Below are 12,556 nucleotides of genomic sequence, written 5' to 3'. Positions count from 1 at the left end.
GTGGGGGGGGGGGGGCCCGGGGGGGGGGGGCGGGGGCGGGGGGGTGGGGGGGGGGGGGGGGGGGGCCCCCCCCCCGGGGGGGGGGGGGCGGCGGCCCCCCCCCCCCCCCCCCGCCGCTTCAGCCGTAAGGCGTCAGACCAGGTTCACCGAACGCGCCGACGTCGCGCCGATCTCCTCGGCCACCTCGGTCAGCACGGTCTGCGACACCGTGTCGTCGACGGTGAGGACCGCGAGCGCCTCGCCACCGGCGACCGCCCGCGACACCTGCATTCCGGCGATGTTGATGCCCGCCTCGCCGAAGACGCGGCCGACGGTGCCGACGACACCCGGACGGTCCTCGTAGCGCAGCACCACCATGTGGTCGGCCAGCGCGAGATCGACGTCGTACTCGCCGACCGCGACGATCTTCTGAAGGTGCTTCGGACCGGCCAGCGTGCCGGAGACGGAGACCTCCTCGCCGCTGCCGAGCGTGCCGCGCACCGTGACGACGTTGCGGTGGTCGGGCGACTCCGAGCTGGTGGTCAGCCGCACCTCGACGCCGCGCTCCTGGGCGAACAGCGGGGCGTTGACGTACGACACCGTCTCGTCGACGACGTCCTCGAAGACACCCTTGAGGGCGCTGAGCTCCAGCACCTTCACATCGTGCTGGGTGATCTCGCCGTACACCTCGACGTCGAGGCGGACGGCGACCTCACCGGCGAGCGCGGTGAAGATCCGGCCCAGGCGCTCGGCGAGCGGCAGACCCGGCTTGACGTCCTCGGCGATGACGCCGCCCTGGACGTTCACCGCGTCCGGGACCAGCTCACCGGCGAGGGCGAGGCGCACCGAGCGGGCGACGGCGATACCGGCCTTCTCCTGCGCCTCGTCGGTGGAGGCGCCGAGGTGCGGGGTGGAGACGACCTGGTCGAACTCGAACAGCGGGGAGTCCGTGCAGGGCTCCTTCGCATACACGTCGAGACCGGCGCCGGCGACCCGGCCCTCCTTGAGGGCGGAGTACAGCGCCTCCTCGTCGACGATCCCGCCGCGCGCGGCGTTGACGATGCGGACGCTCGGCCTGACCTTGCGCAGCGCCTCGTCACCGATCAGACCGACGGTCTCGGGGGTCTTCGGCAGGTGCACGGTGATGAAGTCGGAGACCTCGAGCAGCTCGTCCAGCGAGAGCACCTTGACGCCCATCTGCGCGGCCCGGGCAGGCTGGACGTAGGGGTCGTAGGCGACGACCTTCATACCGAACGCCGACATGCGCTGGGCGACGAGCGCGCCGATGCGCCCCAGGCCCACGACACCGAGGGTCTTCTCGGCCAGCTCGACGCCGGTGTACTTGCTGCGCTTCCACTCGCCGTTCTTCAGCGCGGCGTTCGCCTGCGGGATGTTGCGGGCGGTGGCGAGGATCAGACCGCAGGCCAGCTCGGCGGCGGTCACGATGTTCGAGGTGGGGGCGTTGACGACCATCACGCCGGCCTTGGTGGCGGCGGAGACGTCCACGTTGTCCAGGCCGACGCCGGCTCGTGCGACAACCTTCAGTTTGCTCGCGGCGGCGATCGCTTCAGCGTCCACCTTGGTGGCGGAACGGACCAGGATCGCGTCGACGTCTGCGATGGCGGGGAGCAGTTCGGCTCGATCTGCTCCGTTGCAGTGCCGGATCTCGAAGTCCGGTCCCAGCGCGTCGACGGTGGCGGGCGACAGCTCTTCAGCAATGAGTACGACGGGTTTCGAGCTCACGTGAGTCCTCACATGTCCAATGCGGACGGCCGTCCCGACGGCCGCATGCGGTGGAGGGGGCTACCGCGTGGAAGACGCACGACGCTGTGGGCCTGACGCGTATGTAGTACGGCAGTGTAGTGCGGCGGCGGAGGCCGTCCTGCGCCTCTGCGGAAGGATCACCCGGACGTGCAGCTCCGTTGTGTACGGGTCCGGGGCGAAGCCCCGTGGCGGCGCCCCCGGGTCGAGGGCACCGCCACGGGTCAGGCGAGGCTCAGGCCTCTTCGTCGTTCACCCACGACATGAGCTTGCGCAGCTCCTTGCCGGTGGTCTCCAGCAGCGACTCCGCGTCGGCCTGCTTGTACTCGTTGTACTTCTTCAGACCGCCGTGGTACTCGGCCATCCACTCGCGGGCGAAGGTGCCGTCCTGGATCTCGGCGAGGACCTTCTTCATCTCGGCCTTGGTGGCGTCCGTGATGATCCGCGGGCCGGTGACGTAGTCGCCCCACTCGGCGGTCTCGGAGACGGACCAGCGCATCTTCTCCAGGCCGCCCTCGTACATGAGGTCGACGATCAGCTTCAGCTCGTGCAGGCACTCGAAGTACGCGATCTCCGGCTGGTAGCCGGCCTCGGTCAGCGTCTCGAAACCGGCCTTGACCAGCGCGGCCGTACCACCGCAGAGAACGGCCTGCTCACCGAACAGGTCGGTCTCGGTCTCCTCGGTGAAGGTCGTCTTGATGACGCCGGCGCGGGTGCCACCGATGCCCTTGGCGTACGACAGGGCCAGCGCGAAGGCGTTGCCGGTCGCGTCCTGCTCGACGGCGGCGATACACGGAACGCCGCGGCCCTCCTCGTACTGACGTCGGACGAGGTGGCCCGGGCCCTTGGGGGCGACCATGCAGACGTCGATGCCGGCCGGCGGCTTGATGAAGTCGAAGCGGATGTTCAGGCCGTGGCCGAAGAACAGGGCGTCGCCGTCCTTGAGGTTGTCCTTGATGGACTCCTCGTAGACCTGGGCCTGGATCGGGTCCGGGACCAGGATCATGATGACGTCGGCCTCGGTTGTGGCCTCGGCAGGGGTCACCACATGCAGGCCCTGCTCCTCGGCCTTCGCCTTGGACTTGGAGCCCTCGTGCAGACCGACCCGGACGTCGACACCCGAGTCACGGAGCGACAGCGCGTGGGCGTGGCCCTGGCTGCCGTAACCGATGACCGCGACCTTGCGGCCCTGGATGATGGACAGGTCGGCGTCGGCGTCGTAGAACAGCTCGGCCACTTTGGGTTCTCTCCTTGTGTGCAGGTGTTGCGTCCCACCGTATGACGGCGGGCGGAAGGGAAGTTCGCGGGTCTCGATATACGGGCGGCCGGTGGTCCCCGGCCGCCCGATTACGTCGCTATGCCGACCGATCGAGCGCTCGCAGCGACCGGTCCGTGATCGACCGCGCACCGCGTCCGATGGCGATCGTGCCGGACTGGACCAGCTCCTTGATGCCGTACGGCTCCAGCATCTTGAGCATGGCGGACAGCTTCTCGCTGCTACCGGTGGCCTCGATGGTGACGGCCTCCGGGGAGACGTCGACGGTCTTGGCGCGGAACAGCTGGACGATCTCGACGATCTGGGAGCGGGTCTCGTTGTCGGCGCGCACCTTCACCAGAACGAGTTCGCGCTGAACGGCCGAGCCGGGCTCCAGCTCGACGATCTTCAGCACGTTGACGAGCTTGTTGAGCTGCTTGGTCACCTGCTCGAGCGGCAGATCCTCGACGCCCACCACGATGGTGATGCGGGAGATGTCGGGGTGCTCGGTGACGCCGACCGCGAGTGAGTCGATGTTGAAACCGCGGCGCGAGAACAGAGCGGCGATCCGGGCCAGGATGCCCGGCGTGTTCTCCACCAGGACGGAGAGCGTGTGCTTGGACATGTTTCTTGGTCTCTCTGGCTCAGTCGTCTTCGTTGTCGCCGAAGTCGGGGCGGACGTCCCGGGCGGCCATGATCTCGTCGTTGGAGGTGCCGGCGGCGACCATCGGCCACACCATCGCGTCCTCGTGGACGATGAAGTCGACGACGACGGGTCGGTCGTTGACGGAGTTCGCCTCTTCGATGACCTTGTCGAGGTCGTCCGGGGACTCACAGCGGATCGCGTAGCAGCCCATGGCCTCCGACAGCTTCACGAAGTCGGGGACGCGGGTGCCGGCGCTGGGCTGCTTGCCGGCGCCCGCGGCGGAGCCGCTAATCGATGCAGCGGGGCCGCTGTGCAGCACGGTGTTGGAGTAGCGCTGGTTGTAGAAGAGGGTCTGCCACTGGCGGACCATCCCGAGGGCGCCGTTGTTGATGATGGCGACCTTGATCGGGATGTTGTTCAGGGCGCAGGTGGTGAGTTCCTGATTGGTCATCTGGAAGCAGCCGTCGCCGTCGACCGCCCAGACCGTCCGGTCCGGGGCTCCGGCCTTGGCGCCCATCGCGGCCGGGACCGCGTAGCCCATCGTCCCGGCGCCGCCGGAGTTGAGCCAGGTCGCGGGCTGCTCGTACTGGATGTAGTGCGCGGCCCACATCTGGTGCTGGCCGACGCCCGCCGCGAAGATCGTGCCCTCCGGGGCCAGTTGACCGATGCGCTCGATGACCTGCTGCGGCGAAAGGGACCCGTCCTCAGGCTGGTCGTAGCCCAGAGGATAGTTCTCGCGCCAGCGGTTCAGATCCTTCCACCAGGCGCTGTAGTCGCCCCGGTTGCCCTCGCTGTGCTCCTTCTGGACGGACTGGACCAGATCGGCGATCACCTCACGGGCGTCACCGACGATCGGCACGTCCGCGGCGCGGTTCTTGCCGATCTCGGCCGGGTCGATATCGGCGTGGACGATCTTGGCGTACGGGGCGAAGCTGTCCAGCTTGCCCGTGACGCGGTCGTCGAAGCGGGCTCCGAGGGCGACGATCAGGTCGGCCTTCTGCAGCGCGGTGACGGCGGTGACCGCACCGTGCATGCCCGGCATTCCCACGTGCAGCTCGTGACTGTCGGGGAATGCGCCGAGCGCCATCAGGGTGGTGGTGACGGGCGCTCCGGTGAGTTCTGCGAGGACCTTCAGCTCGGCGGTGGCCTGCGCCTTGAGGACGCCGCCGCCGACGTACAGGACCGGCCGCTTGGCGGCGGTGATCAGCTTGGCGGCCTCACGGATCTGCTTGGCGTGCGGCTTGGTGACGGGCCGGTAGCCGGGCAGGTCCATGACCGGCGGCCAGGAGAAGGTGGTGCGCGCCTGGAGGGCGTCCTTGGCGATGTCGACCAGCACCGGTCCCGGGCGGCCGGTGGAGGCGATGTGGAACGCCTGCGCGATCACGCGCGGGATGTCCTCGGCCTTGGTGACCAGGAAGTTGTGCTTGGTGATCGGCATCGTGATGCCGACGATGTCCGCCTCCTGGAAGGCGTCCGTGCCGATCGCCTTGGAGGCGACCTGTCCGGTGATCGCGACCATCGGCACGGAGTCCATGTGGGCGTCGGCGATCGGCGTGACCAGGTTGGTGGCGCCGGGCCCGGAGGTCGCCATGCAGACACCGACCTTGCCGGTGGCCTGCGCGTAACCGGTGGCGGCGTGGCCGGCGCCCTGCTCGTGCCGGACCAGGACGTGGCGGACCCTGGTGGAGTCCATCAGCGGGTCGTACGCCGGGAGGATCGCACCGCCGGGAATGCCGAATACCGTGTCGGCCCCGACCTCCTCGAGAGAGCGGATGAGGGACTGCGCACCCGTGACGTGCTCGGGGGCGGACTGGTGTCCTCCGGATCGGGGCCGCGGCTGCGGGTGATGGGCCCCGGTGGCCTGCTCGGTCATCGGCATTCTCTTCTCGATGCTGAGGGTTTTTGCGAAGTTCGTGCGGTGTGCGGCTGTTGTACGACAGGTGCCTGTGCAACAAAAAACCCCTCGTGCCGTAAGGCAAGCGAGGGGAGCGCGCCGGGAGGGGTCGCTGAGCGATCAAGGGCTCAGCTTCAGCCGACGCGCTTTCCAAGTACGAGAATTCGGGTGCGCATGGCACTGACCCTCTCCCCGGCACGCACCAGGTGTCAAGGTGGTGGGACGGGAGTCTCATTATGTGAGCGAAGGGCACTGCCGCCTCCGAGGACAGCGGGGACACCACTGGTGTACACCCCCGAGCCCCCGTTCCATTGTGTGTTCACCTCCGAGGCGCCGCCGCCCGCGAACGCGGGCTCGGCCGGGCCGTGCGGCACCGGATAGTGGCCGGAACCCAGCGCTCTGCGCAGCCGGTACTCGTCGAGCGGACCGGAGAACGCCATGCCCTGTCCATGTGTGCAGCCCATCGCGCGCAACGCCACGACCTGCTCCGGAAGGTCCACGCCGTCCGCCACGGACTCCAGGCCCAGATCACCCGCGATCCGCAACAGCCCACTGGTGATCTTGTGCAGCCGGGCCGACTCGACGACGCCCTCGACCAGCGAACGGTCGAGTTTCAGTACGTCGACCGGGAGCCGTCTGAGCGCCGTGATCGCCGCGTGTCCGCTGCCGAATCCGTCGAGCGAGATCCGGACCCCGAGCCTGCGCAGTGCGACCAGACGTCGCTCCAGCTCATCCAGGGAGACCCGTGGATCGGTGTCCGCCAGCTCCAGCACCAGCGCCCCGGACGGCAGCCCGTGCCGGGTCAGCAGGGCCTCGATCGAGCCGAGCGGCATCGACCGGTCCAGCAGACGCCGGGCACTCACCCGTACCGTCACCGGGACAGCCAGCCCCGTCGTGGCCCGCTCGGCGGCCTGCTCGACTGCCTCCTCGAGCATCCAGCGGCCCAGTTCCTGGGTCTTGTCGCTGTCCTCGGCCACCCGCAGGAACTCGGCCGGGGTGAACAGCACCCCCTGCGAGGAGCGCCAGCGCGCCTGGGTGGCGACCGATGCGATCCGGCCGTCCTGGAGGCGGACGACGGGTTGGTGCAGCAGCGTGAACTCGCCGTCGTTCAGTGCGGCCCGCAGGCGGGTGGCCAGCTCTGCCTTTCGTACGACGTCCTGCTGCATCTGCGGTGCGTACAGCTCCACGCGGCCCTTGCCGGCCGCCTTGGCGCGGTACATGGCGAGGTCGGCGTTGCGCAGGATCTCGCCCGCGCCCAGGCCCGGTTCGGCGAAGGCCACGCCGATGGACGCGGCGACCCGGACATCGTTGCCGTCGATGAGATACGGCTGCGAGAGCGTGACCCTGAGGCGGTCGGCGAGCTCCAGTATGTGGCGCTCACGGGCGGCACGGTCACGGCTGCCGTCGCCGACGATCAGGGCCGCGAACTCGTCGCCGCCCAGACGGGCCGCGGTATCGCCCTGCCGGACCCCGTCCTGGAGTCTGCGGGCGGCCTGCACCAGCAGTTCATCCCCGGCCTGGTGCCCGATCGTGTCGTTGACCGCCTTGAAGCCGTCCAGGTCGATGAAGAGAACCGCCGTACCGGCGAGCGCGGCGCCCCGGTCGGAGGCGCGACGGCCGGACAGTGCCTGCTGGACCCGCCGGGTGAACAGGGCGCGGTTGGGCAGGTCGGTGAGCGGGTCGTGCTCGGCGTTGTGCTGGAGCTGCGCCTGGAGGCGCACTCTTTCGGTGACGTCCCGGCTGTTGAAGATGAGGCCGCCGTGGTGGCGGTTGACGGTGGACTCGACATTGAGCCAGCCGCCGCCGTCGCCGGCCCTGAAACGGCACTCGATGCGCGTAGTGGCTTCCTCCAGCGGGCTGGCGGCGAGGAAACGGCGCACCTCGTGCACCACGCAGCCCAGGTCCTCCGGGTGGATGAGATCGGCCAGTTCCGTGCCCACGAGGTCCTCGGCGGGGCTGCCGTAGACACCGGCGGCGGCCGGGGAGACGTACCGGAGGATGCCGTTGGGTGCGGCGATCATGATGACGTCGCTGGAGCCCTGCACCAGGGAACGGAAGTGATTCTCCTTCTGCGCCAGTTCCTGGGTGAGGGTGATGTTGTCGAGCAGCATGATGCCCTGGCGCACCACGAGGGCGAGCACGACCGTGCCCCCGGTGAGGAGCACCACGCGGTCCACGCTGCGGCCGTTGAGGACGTTGTAGAGGATCCCCAGGGTGCAGACCGCCGCGGCGAGATACGGCGTGAGGGCGGCCAGCGAACCGGCGATGGGCCGGGCGGCCGGGTACCGGCTGTGATCACCTCCCTGCGCGGGTGCGTGGTGGTGACCGCCGCCGCGCTGTCCTGGCACGTGTTCATGCACCACGCGCGTGTGCCCTTCGTCCTCCGGTTGCCCCTGTCGCGGCGCGGCCCAGGGGGCGTACGCCAGGAGCAGCGAGCCGGCGAACCATCCGGCGTCCAGCAACTGGCCGGAGCGGTAGCTGTAGTGCAGCAGCGGCGAGGTGAACAGGGCGTCGCACATGACGGTCAGGGCGAGCGCGCCGATCGCGGTGTTCACGGCGGTGCGGTTCACCGAGGAGCGCCGGAAGTGCAGCGCGAGCACCATGCTGACCAGGGCGATGTCCAGCAGCGGATACGCGAGCGACAGCGCGGTGTGCGCCACGCTCGACCCCTCGGACTTCGCCGCCTGGGCGAGGGCGAGGCTCCACGACAGCGTGAGCAACGAGCCGCCGATCAGCCAGGCGTCGAGGCCCAGGCAGACCCAACCCGCCTTCGTCACCGGCCGTTTGGCGAGGACCAGGAGTCCGACGATCGCCGGTGGCGCGAAGCACAGGAAGAACAGGTCGGCGTAGCTGGGACTGGGCACGGGCTGTCCGAGGACCACCTCGTACCACCCCCAGACCAGATTGCCGAGGGCTGCCATCGCCGAGGAGAGTGCGAACAGCAGCCAGGCGGGCCGAAACCGGATGCGCCGGCTTCGGGCGTAGAGGAAACAGGACACGGCCGCGGCACCCGCCGCGGCGCTCAGGCCGAAGTCGCCCATGATCAGCGCGACTTGCTGCGAGCCCCAGCCGAGCGCGGAACCGACGGCGTATCCCGCGCACACCAGGGCCAGGGTCAGATGGTGGACCATGCTCGACCCGCCGCCGATGGAGGGCGGTCGGGGCAGCAGTCCCCCCGTCGAGCGCTGCGCCCGCAGCGCACCGTCGAGGGTGGTCGTGGAGGGCAGCGGCGAGCTCACCGGGCCCTCCCGGTCCGCGCCGCTCCGGGGTCCCGAGGGTCCCGGCGCGCTGGATGCGCATGCTTCCGGCGGCTGCTGTGCCTGCGGTGGTGATGGCTGTGGTGACCGCCGTGACTGGCGTGATGGCCGCGTCTGCTCGCGGCCGTGCGCCAGGGTCGCCGTCGGCGGCCCCGCCGCGTCGGATCGCTCGTCCATAGGCCGTGCATCGCCCGTCGCCCCCCTCACAGTCTGAAATGTCCATCCCCGGCGCCGAACGGTCCGCGGCGCATCCCCTGTCGGGACGATACACCAGTCTCGTCACTCAGGGACATAGCTTCTCTACGCTCCGTGACGACCAGCGGCGATGCAAGCACGTACCGCGTTCGGAGGAATGCGGAGGGTACCCGAAGCGGATTACGCGCCCGTTTCGTCCGGCTCCTGTGCGCTCGTGGCATCCGTGGCACGTTTGCCCGTCACGCCTGTCGTAAGGATCACGTTCCGCAACGGCTCCTGGTTCACGAAACGCCTCAACTGGTCCGTCACAAGCCGCTTGGCACGGGGCAGGAAGGCGGACGTCGGCCCGCCGACATGCGGGCTGATGAGCACGCCGGGCGCCCGCCACAAGGGGTGTTCGCGGGGCAGCGGTTCGGGGTCGGTGACGTCGAGGGCGGCCGTGATGCGGCCGCTCTCGAGTTCGGCAAGGAGTGCCTTGGTGTCCACGACCCCGCCGCGGGCGACGTTGACGAGGAGCGCGCCGTCCTTCATCCGGGCCAGGAAGTCGGAGTTGACCAGGTGGCGGGTGTTTTCGGTCAGCGGCGTGGACAGGATGACGACGTCCGCGTCGGGCAGCAGGGCGGACAGTTCGGTGAGCGGATGCACCAGGCCGCGCGCCGTGGTGCGCTCAGAGCGCGCAACGCGCGCCACCCGCGCGAGCTCAAAGGGTGTGAGCCGGTCCTCGATGGCGGCGCCGATCGAGCCGTATCCCACGATGAGCACGCTCTTGTCGGCCAGCGCGGGCCGGAACCCGCTGAGCCACTCTCCCCGGTCCTGGGCCCGCACGAAGTCGGGGACGCCGCGCAGCGAGGCGAGGATCAGGGTGAGCGTGAGCTCGGCGGTGCTCGCCTCGTGCACCCCGCGCGCATTGCACAGCCGTACGCCCGGGCGCAGATGCCTGAGCCCCGACTCCACGTGGTCGATTCCCGCTGACAGGGTCTGCACCACCTGTACGGAACTCATCTCGGGCAGCGGGCGCTGACCGATGTCGGGGGCCTTCATATAGGGCACCACGTAGTAGACGCAGTCGGCAGGGTCCGCGGGGAAGTCCTCACCACCGTCCCAGAAACGGTAATTCGGGCCTTCCGGGAGCCCTTCGATGTCTTCCGGCGGGATGGGCAGCCACACGTCAGCAGTCATGCCAGGAGGCTATGTCAGGGGTGGGAAGGCACAGAGGTTAGGTTGGGGGCGCGGAAGAGGGAGGGTTACGAGCAGGTGGAGCGCAGGACGATCGGCGCGGCGGCGCTCTCGGTGGGGGCCGTCGGACTCGGGTGCATGCCGATGAGCTGGGCATACAGCGGCTCGCGGCAGCGGGGCGACGAGTCGCTCAGGGCCGTGCACCGGGCGCTCGATCTGGGCTCGACGCTGCTCGACACGGCCGACATGTACGGCCCGTTCACGAATGAACTGCTGGTGGGACGGGTGCTCAAGGAGCGCCGCGAGGACGCCTTCGTGTCGACGAAGGTGGGCCTGCTGGTCGGCGAGCAGCATGTCGTGGCCAACGGGCGGCCGGGCTATGTGAAGCGGGCCTGCGACGCGTCGCTGCGGCGACTTCAGACCGACTGCATCGACCTGTATCAGCTGCACCGCGAGGACCCGGAGGTTCCGGTCGAGGAGACCTGGGGCGCGATGGCGGAGCTCGTCCAGGCCGGAAAGGTGAGGTCGCTGGGGCTGTGCGCGGTGGGCGCGCGCTCCGGGCGGCGGCCGGGAGCCCGGCTGCACGACGCGACGATCCGGCAGTTGCAGCGGGTGCAGCAGGTCTTCCCGGTGAGCGCGGTGCAGGCGGAGCTGTCGGTGTGGTCGACGGAGGCGCTGGAGGCGCTGCTGCCGTGGTGCGAGGCGCGCGGCGTCGGCTTCATGACGGCGATGCCGCTCGGCAACGGCTTCCTGACCGGCACGCTGACCCCCGGCGAGGGCTTCGAACCGGACGACGTCCGCGCCCGACACCCCCGCTTCACGGCCGAGATGATGGCCGCCAACCAGCCGATCGTCGCCGGTCTGCGCCGGGTGGCACTCCGCCACGGCGAGGACGTCACCCCGGCCCAGGTGGCCCTGGCATGGGTGCTGGCCCAAGGACGGCACGTGGTCGCATTGCCCGGCACGAAACAGGAGCGCTGGGCGACGGAGAACGCCGCGGCGACCGAGGTGCGGCTCACCGTGCAGGACCTGGCGGAGGTGGCACGGCTGCCGGGGGCACAGGGGTCCTGGGACTGACACGGGCGCGTTGCCGGACTCGGCGAGGTACCCGACGCCGGCGAACTTGGCCGGGGGCGATTCGGGATTCGTTGATCGGGAACCTGTGGGGCGCGAGCGGTGTATGACAAGTAGAACCTGCCGCGTCGAAGGGACCATGATCGTGCAACGTCGAGCTGTGTCGGCCGTATTGGCCGCGGCCACGCTCCTGCTGACGGCCGGCTGTTCCTCCGACGACGGAGGATCGGGATCGCCGGACGGCGAGGGGACCGCGTCATCGGGTCGTACGGGCGCTGAGTCCTCGTCCTCGGGACAGGCCGCGGAGGCCACCCCGCCGGCGAAGGGCTCGGTGAAGGTCGTGCGCACGGTCACCGAGGACCTGAACACCCCCTGGGGCCTGGCCCCGCTCCCCGACGGCGACCTGCTGGTCTCCTCGCGCGACGAGGCCACGATCACCCGGGTCGACACCGAGACGGGCAAGAAGACCGAGCTGGGCGAGGTGCCCGGGGTGTCCCCCGCCGGCGAGGGCGGCCTCATGGGCCTCGCGCTCTCCCCGGACTACGCCTCGGACCACATGGTCTACGCCTACTTCACCTCGGCCTCGGACAACCGCATCGTCCGCATGCTGTACGACGCGGAGAAGCCGTCCGGCGAGCAGCTGGGCGCACCCGACACGATCTTCCGGGGCATCCCCAAGGGCTTCATCCACAACGGCGGCCGGATCGCCTTCGGCCCGGACAAGATGCTGTACGCCGGCACGGGCGAGAGCGGTGAGAAGGGCCTGTCCCAGGACAAGGAATCCCTCGGCGGCAAGATCCTGCGCCTGACTCCGGAAGGCGAACCGGCGTCGGGCAACCCGTTCCCGAACTCGCCCGTGTATTCGTACGGCCACCGCAATGTGCAGGGCCTCGCCTGGGACTCCAAGCAGCGTCTGTTCGCCTCGGAGTTCGGCCAGGACACCTGGGACGAACTGAACGCGATCAAGCCTGGCGGCAATTACGGCTGGCCGGAAGTCGAGGGCAAGTCCGACGACGACGCCTATCAGAACCCGATAGCCCAGTGGGGCACGGATGACGCCTCCCCCAGCGGTATCGCCTACGCCGAGGGCTCCATCTGGATGGCGGGACTGAAGGGCCAGCGCCTGTGGCGCATCCCGTTGAACGGCACGGAGGCATCGGCGGACCCCCAGGCCTTCCTGGAGGGTGAGTACGGCCGGCTGCGCACCGTGGTCTCGGCGGGCGACGACAAGCTGTGGCTGGTGACGAGCGAGACCGACGGGCGCGGTTCCCCGTCGAGCGGCGATGACCGGATCCTGGAGGTGCAGGTGGATTAGCGCC

8 protein-coding genes are annotated in these 12,556 nt (G+C 69.7%); 2 read left to right on the top strand and 6 right to left on the bottom strand.

Annotated features, from left to right (window positions below; translation table 11 throughout):
- Positions 1-132 precede the first annotated feature (132 nt).
- The 6 genes from serA to ACIHFB_RS30375 form a co-directional block, all read right to left on the bottom strand.
- Positions 133-1,722, bottom strand: a complete 1,590-nt coding sequence (serA, locus tag ACIHFB_RS30400) for a phosphoglycerate dehydrogenase (RefSeq protein WP_365287014.1) — start codon at positions 1,720-1,722, stop codon at positions 133-135.
- 253 nt (positions 1,723-1,975) lie between these two features.
- Positions 1,976-2,977, bottom strand: a complete 1,002-nt coding sequence (ilvC, locus tag ACIHFB_RS30395) for a ketol-acid reductoisomerase (RefSeq protein WP_400128647.1) — start codon at positions 2,975-2,977, stop codon at positions 1,976-1,978.
- Between the two features lie 118 nt (positions 2,978-3,095).
- Positions 3,096-3,620 carry an acetolactate synthase small subunit gene (gene ilvN, locus ACIHFB_RS30390; protein WP_187821043.1) on the bottom strand — a complete coding sequence of 175 codons (525 nt, stop codon included), beginning with the start codon at positions 3,618-3,620 and terminating at the stop codon, positions 3,096-3,098.
- Between the two features lie 19 nt (positions 3,621-3,639).
- On the bottom strand, positions 3,640-5,520 hold the full coding sequence (locus tag ACIHFB_RS30385) for an acetolactate synthase large subunit (protein WP_365287009.1): 1,881 nt from the start codon (positions 5,518-5,520) through the stop codon (positions 3,640-3,642).
- Positions 5,521-5,744: 224 nt separating this feature from the next.
- Positions 5,745-8,774: a putative bifunctional diguanylate cyclase/phosphodiesterase gene (locus ACIHFB_RS30380; protein WP_400128646.1), complete on the bottom strand. Its 3,030-nt coding sequence runs from the start codon at positions 8,772-8,774 to the stop codon at positions 5,745-5,747.
- Between the two features lie 393 nt (positions 8,775-9,167).
- Positions 9,168-10,166: a 2-hydroxyacid dehydrogenase gene (locus ACIHFB_RS30375; RefSeq protein ID WP_400128645.1), complete on the bottom strand. Its 999-nt coding sequence runs from the start codon at positions 10,164-10,166 to the stop codon at positions 9,168-9,170.
- Between the two features lie 75 nt (positions 10,167-10,241).
- Between ACIHFB_RS30375 and ACIHFB_RS30370 the strand changes: the two genes are divergently transcribed.
- A complete protein-coding gene (locus ACIHFB_RS30370; RefSeq protein WP_400128644.1) occupies positions 10,242-11,240 on the top strand; it encodes an aldo/keto reductase in 999 nt (332 codons plus the stop codon).
- Positions 11,241-11,343: 103 nt separating this feature from the next.
- Entirely contained in the window at positions 11,344-12,552 is a 1,209-nt protein-coding gene (locus ACIHFB_RS30365; RefSeq protein ID WP_400128643.1) for a PQQ-dependent sugar dehydrogenase, read from the top strand.
- Positions 12,553-12,556: the final 4 nt, after the last annotated feature.

This window comes from Streptomyces sp. NPDC051963 (genome assembly GCF_044593495.1).
In the GTDB taxonomy this organism is placed as follows: domain Bacteria; phylum Actinomycetota; class Actinomycetes; order Streptomycetales; family Streptomycetaceae; genus Streptomyces.
Note: the sequence above shows the minus strand (reverse complement) of the source record. Positions and strands in the feature narration are given on the sequence as shown.

What these genes read in the sequence shown, in the direction of transcription:
- ilvN (WP_187821043.1), bottom strand. Translation starts at nt 3,620, where the DNA reads ATGTCCAAGCACACGCTCTCCGTCCTGGTGGAGAACACGCCGGGCATC.
- ACIHFB_RS30385 (WP_365287009.1), bottom strand. Translation starts at nt 5,520, where the DNA reads ATGCCGATGACCGAGCAGGCCACCGGGGCCCATCACCCGCAGCCGCGG.
- ACIHFB_RS30375 (WP_400128645.1), bottom strand. Translation starts at nt 10,166, where the DNA reads ATGACTGCTGACGTGTGGCTGCCCATCCCGCCGGAAGACATCGAAGGG.
- ACIHFB_RS30365 (WP_400128643.1), top strand. Translation starts at nt 11,344, where the DNA reads ATGACAAGTAGAACCTGCCGCGTCGAAGGGACCATGATCGTGCAACGT.